Source organism: Rudanella lutea DSM 19387, from assembly GCF_000383955.1.
GTDB lineage: Bacteria > Bacteroidota > Bacteroidia > Cytophagales > Spirosomataceae > Rudanella > Rudanella lutea.
In genome coordinates, this window is record NZ_KB913013.1 from 586,591 (window position 1) to 602,241 (window position 15,651).

Sequence of the window (15,651 nt, forward strand, 5' to 3'; positions counted from 1 at the left end):
ATCATGACTACCCGCCCGTGTTACTGGTTTTTCGTGAATGGTTATGGGGCTTATTGTATGTTTGTCTGCTCAAGCCGGTAAAGACCCTCATCTCAGTACTGGACATTAGATGTTGGACATTAGACGTTAGACCTCCATATATAAAGGTAGTAAGTCTAATGTCCAGTGTCTAAAGTCCGAATGTCCAGTACTGAGGCCCCTCGTGTGTATTAGGTGCTAAACCCTGCTGGATCAATCTCTACTCTTATTTTTGTGGCATGGCATCAGATCGGGAAAAGGTACGTTTGGTATTTGGGTTAAAAGTAAGGCAGTTACGCACCGAACTCGGTTTGTCGACCTACGACCTGGCGGCCCAGACAGGGCTGTCGCCTTCGTACCTGAATGAAATCGAAAAAGGGAAGAAGTACCCGAAAACCGAAAAAATCTTCGCGCTGGCCAAAGCCTTACAAACCGATTACGACTCCCTGGTGTCGTTGCGGGTGAGCAAACAGCTGGAGCCGGTGGTGGAGCTGTTCGATTCGAACATTCTGAACGAACTCCCCCTCGACCTCTTCGGTATCGAGCCGGGGTATTTTCTGGAGGTGATGGCCAATGCCCCGGCCAAGCTGAGTGCCCTCATCAGTACGCTGATCGAAATTGGCCGTAATTACGATCTGCGGGTCGAGCAGTTTTACTTCTCGGTGCTGCGGACCTATCAGGCCATGCACGACAATTATTTCGAGGATCTGGAGCTGGAAGCCGACCTGTTTCTGAGTGAGCACCCACTCCCCCCCAACCCGGCCGACTGCCCCAATTGGCTCTTCGACCTGCTGACGCGTACCTACGGCTGCACCATCCAAACCTACGACACCACCGATCAGCCCAATCTGGCAGCTCTGCGCTCGGTTTACCTGCCCGAAAAAAATACCCTGTTACTCAACCGGCAGCTTTCCAACGAGCAGCGGGCCTTCACGCTGGCGCGCGAAATAGGCTACCGGCGGCTCAAGGCGACCATCCGCCCCCTCGAATCGTCAGTTTTGTCGGCCCGGTCGTTTGAGGAAGTGTTTACTAATTTCAGAGCCTCGTACTTTGCCCGCGCGGTGCTCATTCCCCGGCAGCGACTCATCGACGAGCTGACCGAACTGGCGGGTTCAGCCACCTGGAGCAACAACCGGCTCCTCGATATGATGCTGCCCTTTGCCGTGACGCCCGAAATGTTTCTGCTGCGCATGACCAATGTACTCACGAGTCATTTCGGGCTGAAAGAGCTGTTTTTTATCCGCTTCAACCAAAATGCCGATGGCCGGTACACGCTCAACAAAGAGCTGCATCTGAGTAAGTTACACACCCCCCACGGCACCGCCCGCGACGAGCATTACTGCCGTCGGCAGGTGTCGGTCACGATTTTGTCGGAGTTACGGCAATTACAGCAGTCCGGTGCCTGGAACGGGCAGCCAATCTGCCGGGCCCAGCAGATTACGTTTTCGACCAACGGTAACACGTATTTTGTTTTTTCGATTGCCAAGTCGTCGCCCCCAACAACTACCAACAGCAGCATCAATATCGGCTTTCCGTTGACGCCCCAACTGCGCGAGGTGTTCCGGTTTCTCGACGATCCGGCCATTCCACGTACGTCTGTGGGCGAAACCTGCCAACGGTGCCCGATCCCCGACTGCGCCGTACGGGCCGCCCCCCCGGTTGAACTGATGCGCGAAAGTCAGATTAGACAAACCCAGGCAACTATCGAAAAACTCCGATTCGGGTAAGCGGCCTCAATCGACCCACACCACGGCTGCGGGGTCGAGGGTAAGCCGAACCCGGTCACCTTCGGAAATAGGCTCGGTGGTATTAGCCAGCAACCGAACGTATCGGGAAATGGCCACCTCAATTTCGGAGAACCCACCTTTGTAATACACCGCCTTCACCACGCCCTCAGCGCCATCGGGGAGCCCCACCCGGACCCGTTCGGGCCGGATACAGGCGTAGCGCTCAGGATTTGGGTCGGCGGCAAGGCCCAGCTGCGGCAGGTATTTCGCTTTGACGAGATTGGCAGGGCCTGTCATACGGGCTACGTAGGCCGTGCGGGGGCTCGTGTACAGCTCGCGGGGCGTCCCCATCTGGATAATCTGGCCCTGATGCATCACCCCGAGGGTGTCGGCAATCGACAGGGCATCGGTGGCATCGTGTGTCACAAACAGGCAGGCCGTTTGGTGATCGGGGTCGTGCCGCACCAGATCGAGCAGCATGGCCCGCACAATGGTTCGGTTGGGGAGGTCGAGGTGCGCAAACGGCTCATCGAACAAAAGCACGGGCGGCTTCTCGGCCACGGCCCGCGCAATGGCCACCCGTTGTTTTTCGCCCCCCGAAATCTGTTTGGGCGTTCGGTCCTGTACGGCCTCAAGCCGGCAGATTCGGAGCAGCTGATCCACCCGGTAGGCCTGGTACGCTTTTTCGTAGTAGCGGATGGTGTAGGCTATGTTTTCACGCACCGACACATTGGGCATGAGCTGATACTCCTGATGCACCAGCCGGATGTCGGGGTGCCCGGCCACCAGTACCTCCGATGGCCCTTTGAGCCGCTCGCCGTTCAGGCGTACCTCGCCCGCGTCGGCATCGGTCAGGCCCGCCAGCACATTGAGCAGTGTGCTTTTGCCCGAACCGCTAGCCCCCACCAGGCCCATAATCTGACCCGGCTGTAACTGGAGCGACACGCGCCGAACGGCCCGGACATCGGCCGTAAAGGATTTAGAGATAGACAGGGCTTCGAGCAAGTTCGTAGGGGTACGTGTTGAACGGGCAAAAATAGAAGGGCCCGGCCTTCTTTCTGCAAGAAGCCGGGCCCCAACGGGTATTTTATTCTATCGCTTATCCCACCAAACGCGGCTCAGGTACGTATCGCCCCGGTTCAACCGGCTCGCGGCCTCGTTGTAGTTGGTTGCGTTGCGCAGACGCTCGGTGCTTGAGTACACACCCCGGCGCGGAATCTGACCACCCGTCACGCCGGGATTCGGGCCGGGCGTCAGCCGGGGGTAGCCCGTCCGGCGCCACTCGGCATAGGCCTCGTAGTTCCGCATAAACAGGCTTATCCATTTCTGGGTCATGATCTGCTCCAGCTTCTCCTCGTCGGAGCCGGTCAGCTTACCCTGCCGGCCGATGTATTCGGCAATGGCTGTTTCGGCAATGTTGTAGGGCTGCACCTGCATAGCCGCCCGGATACCGGCCTGATAAAAGCCTTCGGCCTGCGACGGGTTGAGGCCCGCCCAACCAAGCAGGGCGGCTTCGGCCCGGTAGAAGCAAAGGTCCGAGAACGTCAGAAACAGGTACGGGAAGGTGGCTTTGCGGTCGTTGAAAACGGCGATGTTCATGTACGAATAATCGTCGCGGTTGATGATCACACTACCGCCAAGAGCCACACCCAGTCCCCGGTAAACAGGCTTACCGGCTTTCTTGGAGTTCTCGGTTGGCTCGGCAATCCGGGGTAAACGCGGGTCGTTGCGGGTCTGGAGGGCGTCGACAAAAGCTGCCGCCATCTGGTTCAGCTCCTTACTGCTGTTATAGCTCGCAATGATCGGGTGGTAGCCCAGAGCGTTGCCATCCAGCGTGTTGGTGGGCATGGCTGCGTTGTCGGCGTTGCTCACAAACACAGGTCCAGCCAGGGCTTCGGTCACGGTTTTCTGGGCGAGGGCCGGGTCGGCAAAGCGTATCCGCATCCCCATACGCAGCTTCAGCACGTTGGCAAACTTTCGCCACTTCTCAATGTCGCCTTTGTAGACAATATCGGCGGCCCCAAACGACACATCGTTCCGGTTCAGCTGGGCCACGGCTCCATCCAGATTACTGATGAGCGAGCGGTAAATATCCTCCTGCTTGTCGTACCTGGGCAACAGTGCCAGATTATCGTCGGGCATACCGGCCTGGGTGTACGGAATGTCCCCCCAGAAATCGGTCATACGCTGCCAGATAAATGTTTCGTAGATTTTGGCAATCGCCAGCTTGGTACGGCCGTTGGGGGTATCCTCCTGCCCTTTCAACGCCCGGTTCCGAATCTGAGCCAGGTTCTTGATCAGGTCGTAATGGTTACGCCAGTTGTTGGTTTCGTACAGGTCGCGGTCTTCGAGGTACTGCGACGGGGCCGAGAGCGAGCCGCTGGCCCACTGCTGAATCCAGGAACCAACCTGCCAGTTGTTGTCGCCATCGGCCGTGATGCCTGAGAGTTGCGCCTGCGTGAGCAGGTATTCGGCCGGCACACTGGCCGGAGCGACCGGCGAGGTATTGATCTCCTCAAAATTTTGGGTACAACCAACTGCCAGCGTCGTCAGCGCGATCATCAGCAGGCGGGGTGTTGCTATCGTTTTCATCTTCACGGAAACAAATGCCGGTTAAAAACTCAGATTAAGGTCCAGACCCACGGTCCGCATCAGGGGCAGCGAGTGTTGCTCCATACCCATAGTGCCGGAGTTAACATTGACCGACGCATTTTCGGGCGAGAACCCATCGGTATGCCGTTCGAGATACCCCAGGTTACGTCCGTACACACTTACTGCCAACGACTTAAAGGGCGTCCGCTTGAGCCAGTCGGCCGACAGCTGGTAGCCCAGCCGCAACTCGCGGATGGCAATGTAGCTGGCATCGTACAGAAACTCTTCGGCTATGGCGAAGCCCTTGTCCGACGCAACCCGGTTCCAGTAAGCCTGGGCGGTAGTCGGTATGTCGTTGGGCTGACCGGTGCTTACCCACTTGCCGTTTTCGAGTTTCGCCTTCACACCTTCGGCAATCAGGCCACCCTCGCGGCCGTCGAGAGTGCGTTTTGAGGTTCCGTAGGCGGCCTCCTGCACACGACCCTGCGAGAAAATCTGACCACCCCGCCGGATATCAATCAGCGACGAGAACACGAGTCCTTTATACGACAGGCTGTTGCTCAACCCGCCAATCCAGCGCGGGCTGGCGTTGCCAATCGGCTGGGTCGAGATGCTCTGCCGAACGGGCAGACCCTGCGTGTCGATCAGGCGGTTGCCTTTCTCATCTTTCACCCAGGCATAGTCGGCCTGGCTCAGTACACCGTAGGGTTCACCCGGCTTGGCTGTCACGCGAATATTTCGGTCCGACCCAATCACCAGTTCCGATACCCCGTCGATCAGTTCGAGTACCTTGTTGCGGTTCACGGCAAGGTTAAAACTTGCCTCCCACGTCAGGCCCGACCGCGACCGTACAGGGGTCCCCCCCACGAGGAGCTCGATACCCTGATTCTGGATTTTACCCGCGTTGGTCAGCTTGGTCGAATACCCCGTTGACTCCGAGATCACGATGGGTAGAATCTGGTTGCTGGTTACCGAGTGGTAGTACGTGAAGTCGATGTTCATCCGGTTGCGGAACAACCGCACCTCAGCCCCGGCCTCGTACGATTCCTTCAGCTCGTTTTTGAGGTTCGGGTCAACAATCGTGTTGGTGTACGTTGCCAGCGGCAAGCCCTGAAACGTATTGGCGTTCAGGTTATAATACCCGGTTGTGGTGTACGGATTGCCCGACCGGCCGGCCTGTGCCCACGACCCGCGAAGCTTGAGGTAGCTAAGGTAGTTATTTTGCAGGCCAAAGGCGTCGGAGACCACAAAGCTGCCCCCCACCGAGGGGTAGAAGTACGAATTATTCTGCACGGGCAAGGTACTCGACCAGTCGTTACGTGCCGACAGATCCAGAAACGCGTAGTTTTTGAACCCTACACTCGCCGACGCATACACCGAATTAATGACCGACTCCACCAGGTTGTAGCTTGGCGTGTTGAGCACGGTACGGCCCACGGCGTACAGGCCCGGAATACTCAATTGCGATCCGAAGTTGCCCACCAGCCGATAACGGTTATTCTGGTGGTTTGTCCCGGCCAGTACGTTCATCGACCAGGTCTCGCCAAAGTCGTGGTTGTAGGTCAGCAGCAGGTCGGCGTTTTCGGTTTTGTTGTACTCATTGTTTTCAAAAACATCGCCGGTTTGCGCAACCCGCGTGCCTACCGCCCGCCAGCCATACTGCCGCTCGTAGTAGAAATCGGTACCGTAGCGCCCCTGCACCGAAAGCCCTTTGGCAATTTCGTAGCTCAGTTTGGCGTAGCCGATCACCCGGTCGCGGGTGTCGCCGTTGCGGGTGTTATTGATAGTCCAGAATGGGTTTGAGGTGACCGAGTTACTCTCAAAAATTTTCTCCCCACCCACAAAGAACCCGTTGCCACCCAAATCGCGCGACAGTCGAATGTCTTTGGCGCTATACTCGTACCGGCGCAGGCCATCCATCGACAGCGAGCGGGGCACGTACAGGAAACGGTACACCGGGTTGGCCCCGTCGTCGCCCACATAGGGGCGGTTCACTACGGCCTGATTGATGTAGTTCAGTTTCATGTCGAGGTTAAGGCCCTTCACAATATCGGTAGCCACTTTTACCGTCACACTGTTGCGCTTGAGGGTGTTGGTCGGCACAAAGCCGTCATTGCTGAGGTTTGCGACCGAGATAAAGTAGTTTGTATTTTCCCCGCCCCCATCTACGCTCAGCGTGTGGCTCATTTGCCGCTCAGGCCGGAAAAAGGCGGTGTACGGGTCGTCGATGGGCCGGTACTGAAGCGTGTCGCCCCACATATCCTCGTAGGTTTGGCCCTGCATTTTGGGTCCCCAGCTGCCGCGCGTAGTTGGGTTACGCCCCCCGGCCAGTTTCGGAATGCCACCCGTCAGAGCCGCGTCGTAAGGCACCACCGAACCGTCGGCTTTGCGGTAAAACGTAAAGGCTCCGTTGTACCCTTGCCCGTACTCACTCTGATAATCGGGTTTCACCAGCGCCCGACCGACCGACACATTGCCGGAGTACGAAACCGTTGGTTTCCGATTGCGCCGACCAGCCTTGGTGGTGATCAGAATGACCCCGTTGGCACCGAGTTGACCGTACAAAGCTGCCCCATTGGGCCCTTTGAGCACCGAGATTGACTCAATATCGTTCGGGTTGAGGTTCGAAATACCATCGCCCCCGTCCAGACCGCTTTGCAGCGCAAACGAGCCGATACTCCGCCGGTTCGAATTGTCGATAGGCACCCCGTCGATTACATACAGCGGCTGCGAATTACCCGACAGCGACGAGTTTCCGCGAATCACCACCCGCGACGAGCCACTCATGCCCCCCGCCGAACTGGTCACCTGTACGCCCGGTACTTTGGCCGAAAGTGCATTGGCTAAATTCGTTTCGCGGGCTCCTACCAGATCACGGCCCTGAATCTCACCCGTTGCGTACGTCAGAGCTTTTTTCTCCCGCTTGATGCCCAGTGCCGTAACCACCACCTCATTGAGGGTTTGATCTGACGACGAAAGGGTTATCGTCATCACCGACTCGCTCGTGAGCGGCACCTCGCGGGTTTGGTAGCCAATAAACGAAAAAACAAGCGTGGTAGCCTCGGTCGGTACGGCCAGCCGGAAGTTACCTTCGCCATCGGTCGTGGTCCCCCGGTTGGTACCTTTCACGGCGATATTCACCCCCGGCAAGCCCTGCCCCGACAAGCCGTCGGTTACTTTACCGGTAATGGTCCGGTCGTCGGCAGTGCGGACGGTTTCGAGACGGGGGCTGGCATCGTCGGCAGTGGTTTCGGGCAGGGGGGCCTGTTCGGTTTGCGACACCGACCGCGCCCGACGGTCGGACCGGCGCACCACGTAGGCCCCATTTTTCAGCTGCCGAAACTCAAAACCAGTCGATTTAAGCAGTTCGGTCAAGCCGGCTTCGAGCGTGTTGGTGCGGCTCAGTACATGACCGGGCACCATCACCTGATTCATACCCGCTTCTTCAAACAGGATGTCGACGCGGTATCGCTGCTGGAGGCTATTGAGCGCATCGGTCAGGCGCACCGTTCGGGCGGGCTGCCCGTCGACCGTCTGCTGGCGGGCAAGGGCCCGGGGGGCAATAGCCAACGTCTGGGCAAAAGAGGTATGATGCAGCAACCATAGCCCCATACACCCGTACAGTAGTGGTTTGTTCATAAGTATTCAGGCAAAATTAAATGTATAATGAATAATGTGAAATGTACAATTAAACTGTTGACTATCAACAGATAATCCAATTGTTCATTATGCGTTTTACATTGTTCATTCACTTAACTGGTTTAGTAAGGATTATCGACAAAAGCTGACTCAATCTGCACGGTTTTATCCGTTTGGGTGACCCGTACATCAAACAGTTCGGTTAGCGCCGTCAGAATTTCGTCGGCCGTGCGGGCGTGGAATTGCCCACTTAGTTTGCGGTCGGCAAGTTCGGGGGCCAATATCACCCGCAGGCCGAAATTATCTTCAATTAGCTGGGCTACTTCGGGCAGTGGTGTCTGCCGAAAATCGTAGCGAAACAGTTTCCAGGCGGGTTCGGCAGGAACCGGGTCGGCACTACGCCCACGCTGCAACGCCGTGCCGGGCCGTACCCGCACCCACTCGCCGGGTAGCATAGTGAGGGTTTGCGGGCGTTGCTGTTTGCCATAGCGTAGCTGCACTTTACCCCGGTTGAGCACCACGCGGGTACCCCGTCGGGTGTTCATCACAAACTCGGTCCCCAGCACCACCACCTCAACCCCGTCGGCGCCGGTCACCACAAACCGCTGTGCATCGGGGGTATGCACCACCGCAAATTCGGCCTCCCCGCGCAGGCTCACCTGCCGGGTCGATCGACCAAAGCCAAAACGGGGCAGCCGAATAGCGGAGTTTGCGTTGAGTGTCACCCGGCTACCGTCGGGCAACACCACCGACCGAATTTCGCCATACTCAGTGGCAATGGTACGCGTATTCCAGTAGGGCTCGGTGAGGGTTAGCAGCCCGGCCAAGCCCGCCAACCCAAGCGACGCTGCCACACCCATGAGCCAACGCGACCCCCGCCCCCCCCGAACCGGGCGCGGGGGCTGGGCCTCGGCGGTTTGGGTGAGCTGGGCTACAAAACGGGCGTATGCGTCGGTATCATCGACCACGAGTTGGGGTTGCTGTTGTTCCCGTCGCTGCAACTGCGCGTAAAACATCTCCTGATTGGCCGGGTCGAGCAACCACGTTCGGATTAGCTGCTTCTGCAACGGAGTAGCCCGCCCATCGAGGTACGTCTGAAGCAGTTCGGGCTGAATCGGGTTATCCATTGGTGGGTACGAAATAACGTGAAAGCAAATGTAGACCGGGCCCGCAAGCCAGAACCAGTACGAGCCATTCGCCCCGGAGGGCCTTGCGGAGCCGCCCGAGGGCGCGTGTCAGGTGATTTTCGACTGTCTTGGGGGTGAGTTGAAGCTCGGCCGCGATGTCGGCCTGGCTTTTGCCTTCAAATCGGCTCATCATAAACACGCGCTGTGCCTGTGGAGGTAGCGTTTGGACGGCCGCCCCGATTTGTTGCACCAGTTCATCCAGAAAAATAATCCGATCGGGCTGATCGTAGCCCGCGGTGATGGTCAGCTCGTCGAGCGAATCGGGTAACGATTCGATGGGGCCAAACTCGGCCCGCAGGTAGTCGATAGCCCGGTTGCGCACGGCACGGAAGAGGTAAGCCCGGTAGCTGCTGGTGATGTGTTCGTAGGCACGGGTGCGCCAGAACGTCAGAAATACCTCCCCGACGATATCCTCGGCCACATCGCGCCCGTACACGAACCGCACAGCATGGCTGCACAAATCGCGGTAATACTGCCGGAATAGCAGCGCACACCCCTGCGTCGGGTCTTTGGCAAACGCCTGCCGAACAAAAAAGTCAGGATCGGTGCCCGCCCGGCTTATATCTGGCTGCCCTCCCAGCGCAGGAAGCCCCGAAGGCGAGGAAGCATTTTCTGATGACGTAGAAAAAGGCATAGGCAGGCTGAAGTACGTATAACGTGAAGACGATTTTTTTGGACGTTACCCCCAATGCAGACGGAAAACTTTTCAACACCGACGCTAGAAGGCGTTATTTTGTGCTTACTCCGTTTACCACGTATGACCATTCGCCCTGCCACCCCGGCCGACCAGGCTGCCCTGCTCGCCCTACACCGGGCCGTTGCCCAAGACCCCAACGGCATAGCCCGTATGCCCGACGAAATTACCGATGCCTACATCGCGTCGTTGCTCAACCTGCAGCCGCCCGTGGGCCTGCAACGGGTTGTCACCGACGAAGCGGGCGAGCTGATGGGCGAAATTCATGGGGAGCGATACCGGTTACGCATCTTTACGCACATCCTGACCGGTATCACGGTTGTGGTGCACCCCCGGCATCAGGGCAGAGGCATTGGCAAAGCGTTGTTTAGTCAGTTTTTGCGGGATGTCCGGCAGACGTTTCCCGACATCCGGCGGGTCGAGCTGGAAGCCCGGGCCACCAACGAAGCATCGTTGCGGCTATACGAGAGCCTTGGGTTTGAACGGGAAGGCGTTTACCGCAACAAAACCCGCAACCGCGACGGGAGCTTTGTCGACAGTGTCGCTATGGCGTTGACGTTTACAGAATCCGATCGTTATTCTCGCTGACAAACGCACCCCAGGCCCCTTTTTTGGTTTTCTTGCTCGACACTACGGGCTGGGCATTGGCGTGAAAATGGTGGCAGATAGCGATACCCAGCGCGTCGGTCGCATCGAAAAATTGCGGGTCAAGTTCCGCTCTGAGCAGATGCGAAACCATTTGCGAGACCTGTTCTTTAGACGCGTTACCGTTGCCCGTGACCGATAGTTTTACCCGGCGCGGGGCATACTCGACAATCGGAATGTTGCGCGACAGAGCGGCCGCCATCACGACCCCCTGCGCCCGCCCGAGCTTGAGCATCGACTGCACGTTTTTCCCGAAAAACGGGTCCTCGATGGCCATTTCGTCGGGCTTATGTTGCTCGATAAGCCGGATCATGGTTTCGTGCAGTTTCTGAAGCTTCAGCTGGTAGGTTGTATATTTGCTCAGTTGAACAACGCCGTATTGCAACAGCCGCATGACGCCCCCGTTTTGCACCGCAATGACGCCGTAACCCGCTACCTGCGTACCGGGATCAACGCCAAGGATAATTTTTTCCGTATTGTGTGCAGTTGGTAAAGCCATGTGTGCAAGGTAACGCTTTCGGAACCGCTTTGATGCGTTTAGAAGACAAAAAAATCGCGTTTGGGCTTAAAATGGCCGTTTTATCGGGCCTGATTGCCTACATCGTCTACACCCTTAGCCGCCAACCCGCCGACCTGGGGGTGATCTGGCTAGCCCTGGCTCAAGCGCCCAACCCGTTTTTTTGGGTAAGTCTGCTGCTATTGCTTACACCCGTAAACTGGGGCTTCGAAGCCCTCAAGTGGCAAGGCCTCGTCCGGCGGATAGAGCCCATTTCATTCGCCGACGCTTACCGGGGTGTACTGGCCGGGCTGGCCCTGAGCATGGCGATTCCGACCGGCGTAGGCGATACGGTCGGGCGAGTGCTTTCCCTCCGCTCAACGCGCCGGGCCGACTCTATTGGGGCGGCCCTGGTATCGGGCGGGATGCAGTTTTACGTCGCCATTTGTCTGGGCGCTCCCGCCTGGACGCTCTACATCGACCGGGTACCCCAACGCGACGGCACGGCGGCACGGGCCTTGGCCATTGGCCTCTGGACCCTGGTCGGGCTGGGGGTTCTGCTGGCCAACATCAGGCCGATGTTGCTGCGCTGGTCGGGTCATGTGCCCTTCCTGAACCGATTTAGCGCATACTGGGCCGTAGCAGCCCAGTACACTGGCCGTGAGTTACTGGCCGCTTTTGGGGCTGCAACGGGCCGTTACCTGACCTTTTCGGTTCAGTTTCTGCTCGTTTTGCACCTCTACGGTCTGTCGTTGCCCCCGGCCGATCTGCTGGCGGGCATCGGGCTGGTGTTTCTGGTAAAAACCATCACGCCCGCTTTCAACTGGCTGAGCGATTTGGGCGTGCGCGAGGCCGCAGCCCTGTGGGTATTTGCCCCGTATAACCTACCCGCCCCTCTGCTGATAGCCGCTACGCTCACGCTCTGGATCGTCAATGTGCTGGCTCCGGTGCTGGTGGGGCTGGTGGGCGTTTGGCGAATCCGCCTGGCAGGCACCCGAACTACATGATTACGACTATTCTGCTCATCATCAGCGTCCTGTACGTCTTCATGACCCTAACTCTCTGGTGGGGTTGGCGACGTATTCCATACGCTCAGACGACACCGCTAACCGACGGACCGCTTATTTCGGTCGTGATTCCGGTGCGTAACGAAGCGGCTAACCTTCCCCATTTGCTGGCCGATCTGGCCCGGCAAACCTACACCCGATTTGAGGTGATTGTCGCCGACGACTCCTCCACCGACGATACCGTAGCGGTGGTTCAGAAACTAGTGAACGACTTACCCTATACGCTCCATTTACTCCCCTTACCCAACGAAAAAACCGGTGCGCCCAAGAAGCGGGCCATTGCCCAGAGCATTCGTATCGCCCAGGGCGAACTGATTCTGACTACCGACGGCGATTGCCGGGTTGGCCCCGACTGGGTTAGGAGCTTTGCTGCGTACTACCGCCAGCATCAACCCCGCATGATGACTGGTCCCGTCACGTTTACGCCAGACTGGACAGATGACATCTCGTTTGGAGAGATGTCATCTGTCCAGTCTGGTGGGGGGCTGGTTGGGCTATTTGGTCAGCTGCAAACCGTCGAATTTTCGAGTTTGATTGGATCGGGAGCGGCTACGTTGGCCCTGAACAACCCAACTATGTGCAACGGCGCCAACCTTTGTTATGAAAAACGAGTTTTTGAGGAAGTCAATGGGTTTGCGGGCATCGACCACGTAGCATCGGGCGACGATGAGCTGCTGATGCACAAGATCGCCAGGCGGTACCCGGGTGGGGTTCAGTTTCTGAAAAACCGGGATGCCATTGTGCAAACGGCCCCGCACAGCTCGTGGGTCGCCTTCTACCAGCAACGCAAGCGTTGGGCGAGTAAATGGAAAGCCTACGAAAGCTGGCACCCGTCGGCCCTGGCTATTTTTGTGTTTCTAAGCAACATGGCTCCGGTTGTTGCCGTACTGGGAGGTGTAGGCGGGCTGGTTCCATGGCCCATAGTTCTATTAATCATTGGCTTGAAAACTATACCAGAGTTTATATTTTTGCGGGCTATCCTTCGTTTTCTGCAAAAACCAGGGGCCGCTCGCTGGATACCGGCTACTCAGCTTGTGTATCCGTTTTACGTCGTGCTGTTCGGGCTAGCCGCTCAGCAAAAAGGGTTTACCTGGAAAGGCCGATCGCTAAAGTAATTCGTTTTTAGGTGCTTAGTTTTCCGTTCTTTGCTCATGTAGCATCAGACCAAACGGTTTATCAACCAACCAGTATACCGACACGCCACTAATCAACATACAACCTTGTTCCTGCATAAATCCAATTTTCTACTTCGTTCGGTTTACCCGGAATTCTGGTGGCGCATGGACCCTTCCGAGCCGGTTATCTACCTGACGTTCGACGATGGGCCTATACCGGATGTGACGGAATTTGTGCTCGAACAATTAGACAAATTTGCAGCTCAGGCTACGTTTTTCTGTATTGGCGATAACGTACGAAAACACCGAAACGTGTTTTATCAGGTTATTGAAGCCGGACATCTAATTGGTAACCACACGTTTAACCACCTGAACGGCTGGAAAACTGACGACGACGAATATCTGGACAATATCGACCAATGCCGGGATCAGATGCGAATCGAAACGGCCTTGTTCCGACCGCCTTACGGTCGTATTAAGAAAAGTCAGGCGGCCGAAGTACTCGAACAGTACGCCGTTGTGATGTGGGATGTGCTTTCGGGCGATTTTGACCAAAGTCTTTCGCCGGAAGTTTGCCTGCGTAAAACCCTGCAATACACCGAACCGGGTTCGATTGTGGTTTTCCACGACAGTATCAAGGCGTTTCCGAACATGCGGTACGCCCTGCCCCGGATGCTGCGGTATTTTGCCATGCGCGGGTACGAATTCAGGGCGTTGCCGCAGCCTGTTTTATCGGTGTATGAGTGAGCTATTACCCGGCGAATTACCCAACGTAACGGTACTGATTGCGGCCCGCAACGAAGAACTGACCATTCTGGACTGCCTCCGGTCAGTAGAGCGGCTCGATTACCCGACCGACCGCCTACAGGTACTGATTGGCAACGATAGCTCCTCCGACCGCACCGGTACGGTCGTGCGCGACTTTATCCAGGGCAAGCCCCAATTCAGGCTCATCGACATTACCGAACAGTTGCCCGATCTGGCCGGACCGGGTCTCGCTAGACCTAAGCTCAACGGGAAAGCTAACGTACTGGCCCAACTGGCCCACCACGCAACGGGCGAGTACCTGTTCACGACCGATGCCGACGCCCGCGTGCCACCCGGCTGGCTGCGGGCTATGCTGGCTCCGTTTGGGCAGCAAACCGATGGGCAGACGGTGGGTATTGTCAACGGGTGCACGCTCGTATCGGGGCACTCGGTTGGGGCAAAATTGCAGGCCGTTGAGTCGGCACTGGTGTTCAGGCTACTGGCGTTAGCAGCGCAAATGGGCGTGGCCCTCACTGGCGCGGGCAACAATATGGCGATCCGAAAAGAGGCCTACACGGCAGTTGGTGGCTTTGAGGGGCAACCGTTTTCGGTAGTTGAAGATTACACCCTGTTTCAGTCGATTGTGCGAAAGGGCTACGGTTTCCGTCAGCTCATCAGCCCCGAAACGCTTGTCTGGACGCTACCTCCCCCTTCGATTGGGGCTTATTTCCGGCAACGCAAACGCTGGATGCAGGGCGTTTTCGACCTTCCTCTTTTGCTACGGCTCACCACCCTCGGTCAGTATTTGCTGCCCCCCCTGCTGCTCGTGCTGGCGTTTTGGTTTCCGGCCCTTGCGCTCGGTTTGTACACCGCCAAAGTACTTACCCAAACACTTCTTTTGGGTGATGGGTTAATTCGGTTACGACAAACGCGCTACTGGCATTATGTGCTTCTTTACGAGCCATACCAAACCATAGCTGGTCTGCTGTTGCTGCTCTATTATAGGTGGCCGGGCCAGGTGGAGTGGAAAGACCGGCGCTATTGAGTTGTCGGCTTCATCACACTAACCTGCCCATGCATATGTCTCAGTCCACTTCGGACACGGCCCGCCAGCTACAGCAACTGGTTACCGATGTTGGTCAACATCTAAACGCCGACCGCTGTTTTCTGCACATCCGCAAACCCGAACAGGGTTTAGGCCGCATTGCTTACTGCTGGCGACGTGATGAAAGCATCCCCGACGCCATCCGGGCCGAGTGGGAAGAGGATGCCCGCACCCTGCCTGATATAGATCCGTTGTTCCGGGCCGCCCTGCTCACCCAGCCCTCAGTGTATGTAGACGATGTAGAGACCGCCCCGGCCACCGTACTCAACCGCGATTTTGAGGCTCAGACCTTCGGACACCGGGCCCTTGTCCACGCCCACGTGGTTGAGGGCGATACCCTCTGGGGTATTCTGCAACCGTGCATGTTTGGGCAACCCCGGCACTGGACCGAAGCCGATCGGGCGTATATCGACAATCAGTTACCCCGGTTGTTAGCTTTACTAAAGGAAGAATGGAAACGAGAGAAAGAAGGCCCAAAGCAGGCAGGAAGCGAGTAGGACACGTTTCGGACAGGATTACAGGATAAACAGGATTCATTCTGGTCGGAGAAAATCCGGGTTATCCTGTAATCTCTCCGGGCCACCCGGCGGTCCCAAAACTATTTTGGTAAGCCTGCCGT

At 57.2% G+C, this 15,651-nt stretch carries 13 protein-coding genes; 7 read left to right on the top strand and 6 right to left on the bottom strand.

Features of this window, described 5'->3' with window-relative positions; translation table 11 throughout:
* Positions 1–257 precede the first annotated feature (257 nt).
* Positions 258–1,745 (top strand): helix-turn-helix domain-containing protein, encoded by a 1,488-nt coding sequence (locus RUDLU_RS0102600; RefSeq protein ID WP_019986788.1) that lies wholly within the window; start codon positions 258–260, stop codon positions 1,743–1,745.
* 6 nt (positions 1,746–1,751) lie between these two features.
* Here RUDLU_RS0102600 and RUDLU_RS0102605 read toward each other — a convergent pair whose 3' ends face one another.
* The 5 genes from RUDLU_RS0102605 to RUDLU_RS0102625 all read right to left on the bottom strand — a co-directional run bounded on the left by RUDLU_RS0102605 (position 1,752) and on the right by RUDLU_RS0102625 (position 9,797).
* On the bottom strand, positions 1,752–2,750 hold the full coding sequence (locus RUDLU_RS0102605; RefSeq protein ID WP_019986789.1) for an ABC transporter ATP-binding protein: 999 nt from the start codon (positions 2,748–2,750) through the stop codon (positions 1,752–1,754).
* An 87-nt stretch (positions 2,751–2,837) separates the two neighbouring features.
* Positions 2,838–4,337 carry a SusD/RagB family nutrient-binding outer membrane lipoprotein gene (locus RUDLU_RS0102610; protein ID WP_019986790.1) on the bottom strand — a complete coding sequence of 500 codons (1,500 nt, stop codon included), beginning with the start codon at positions 4,335–4,337 and terminating at the stop codon, positions 2,838–2,840.
* 21 nt (positions 4,338–4,358) lie between these two features.
* Positions 4,359–7,976: a SusC/RagA family TonB-linked outer membrane protein gene (locus RUDLU_RS0102615; protein WP_083940509.1), complete on the bottom strand. Its 3,618-nt coding sequence runs from the start codon at positions 7,974–7,976 to the stop codon at positions 4,359–4,361.
* A 122-nt stretch (positions 7,977–8,098) separates the two neighbouring features.
* Complete coding sequence (locus tag RUDLU_RS26825; protein ID WP_019986792.1) at positions 8,099–9,103, bottom strand: FecR family protein; 1,005 nt, start codon at positions 9,101–9,103, stop codon at positions 8,099–8,101.
* On the bottom strand, positions 9,096–9,797 hold the full coding sequence (locus tag RUDLU_RS0102625; protein ID WP_019986793.1) for an RNA polymerase sigma-70 factor: 702 nt from the start codon (positions 9,795–9,797) through the stop codon (positions 9,096–9,098). The genes RUDLU_RS26825 and RUDLU_RS0102625 overlap by 8 nt, the downstream gene beginning before the upstream one ends.
* Before the next feature lie 123 nt (positions 9,798–9,920).
* Between RUDLU_RS0102625 and RUDLU_RS0102630 the strand changes: the two genes are divergently transcribed.
* Positions 9,921–10,445, top strand: a complete 525-nt coding sequence (locus RUDLU_RS0102630; RefSeq protein ID WP_019986794.1) for a GNAT family N-acetyltransferase — start codon at positions 9,921–9,923, stop codon at positions 10,443–10,445.
* On the opposite strand, the gene ruvC is transcribed toward RUDLU_RS0102630, so the two are convergent.
* Positions 10,417–11,001, bottom strand: coding sequence for a crossover junction endodeoxyribonuclease RuvC (gene ruvC, locus RUDLU_RS0102635; protein ID WP_019986795.1), 585 nt, complete (start codon positions 10,999–11,001; stop codon positions 10,417–10,419). The two genes, RUDLU_RS0102630 and ruvC, sit on opposite strands and share 29 nt — an antisense overlap.
* Before the next feature lie 32 nt (positions 11,002–11,033).
* Between ruvC and RUDLU_RS0102640 the strand changes: the two genes are divergently transcribed.
* From RUDLU_RS0102640 to RUDLU_RS26830, 5 genes are all read left to right on the top strand, one after another.
* Complete coding sequence (locus RUDLU_RS0102640) at positions 11,034–12,005, top strand: lysylphosphatidylglycerol synthase transmembrane domain-containing protein (protein ID WP_019986796.1); 972 nt, start codon at positions 11,034–11,036, stop codon at positions 12,003–12,005.
* Complete coding sequence (locus tag RUDLU_RS0102645; protein WP_019986797.1) at positions 12,002–13,180, top strand: glycosyltransferase; 1,179 nt, start codon at positions 12,002–12,004, stop codon at positions 13,178–13,180. Before RUDLU_RS0102640 ends, RUDLU_RS0102645 begins: the two co-directional genes overlap by 4 nt.
* Positions 13,181–13,345: 165 nt before the next feature.
* Entirely contained in the window at positions 13,346–13,927 is a 582-nt protein-coding gene (locus RUDLU_RS0102650) for a polysaccharide deacetylase family protein (RefSeq protein ID WP_019986798.1), read from the top strand.
* Entirely contained in the window at positions 13,920–14,972 is a 1,053-nt protein-coding gene (locus RUDLU_RS0102655; RefSeq protein WP_019986799.1) for a glycosyltransferase family 2 protein, read from the top strand. Before RUDLU_RS0102650 ends, RUDLU_RS0102655 begins: the two co-directional genes overlap by 8 nt.
* 35 nt (positions 14,973–15,007) lie before the next feature.
* Positions 15,008–15,529: a GAF domain-containing protein gene (locus RUDLU_RS26830; RefSeq protein ID WP_019986800.1), complete on the top strand. Its 522-nt coding sequence runs from the start codon at positions 15,008–15,010 to the stop codon at positions 15,527–15,529.
* Positions 15,530–15,651: the final 122 nt, after the last annotated feature.

Coding starts and splice junctions, on each gene's coding strand:
- RUDLU_RS0102600 (WP_019986788.1), top strand. CDS start 258: ATGGCATCAGATCGGGAAAAGGTACGTTTGGTATTTGGGTTAAAAGTA.
- RUDLU_RS0102610 (WP_019986790.1), bottom strand. CDS start 4,337: ATGAAAACGATAGCAACACCCCGCCTGCTGATGATCGCGCTGACGACG.
- RUDLU_RS0102615 (WP_083940509.1), bottom strand. CDS start 7,976: ATGAACAAACCACTACTGTACGGGTGTATGGGGCTATGGTTGCTGCAT.
- RUDLU_RS26825 (WP_019986792.1), bottom strand. CDS start 9,103: ATGGATAACCCGATTCAGCCCGAACTGCTTCAGACGTACCTCGATGGG.
- RUDLU_RS0102625 (WP_019986793.1), bottom strand. CDS start 9,797: ATGCCTTTTTCTACGTCATCAGAAAATGCTTCCTCGCCTTCGGGGCTT.
- RUDLU_RS0102630 (WP_019986794.1), top strand. CDS start 9,921: ATGACCATTCGCCCTGCCACCCCGGCCGACCAGGCTGCCCTGCTCGCC.
- ruvC (WP_019986795.1), bottom strand. CDS start 11,001: ATGGCTTTACCAACTGCACACAATACGGAAAAAATTATCCTTGGCGTT.
- RUDLU_RS0102640 (WP_019986796.1), top strand. CDS start 11,034: ATGCGTTTAGAAGACAAAAAAATCGCGTTTGGGCTTAAAATGGCCGTT.
- RUDLU_RS0102645 (WP_019986797.1), top strand. CDS start 12,002: ATGATTACGACTATTCTGCTCATCATCAGCGTCCTGTACGTCTTCATG.
- RUDLU_RS0102650 (WP_019986798.1), top strand. CDS start 13,346: ATGGACCCTTCCGAGCCGGTTATCTACCTGACGTTCGACGATGGGCCT.
- RUDLU_RS0102655 (WP_019986799.1), top strand. CDS start 13,920: ATGAGTGAGCTATTACCCGGCGAATTACCCAACGTAACGGTACTGATT.
- RUDLU_RS26830 (WP_019986800.1), top strand. CDS start 15,008: ATGTCTCAGTCCACTTCGGACACGGCCCGCCAGCTACAGCAACTGGTT.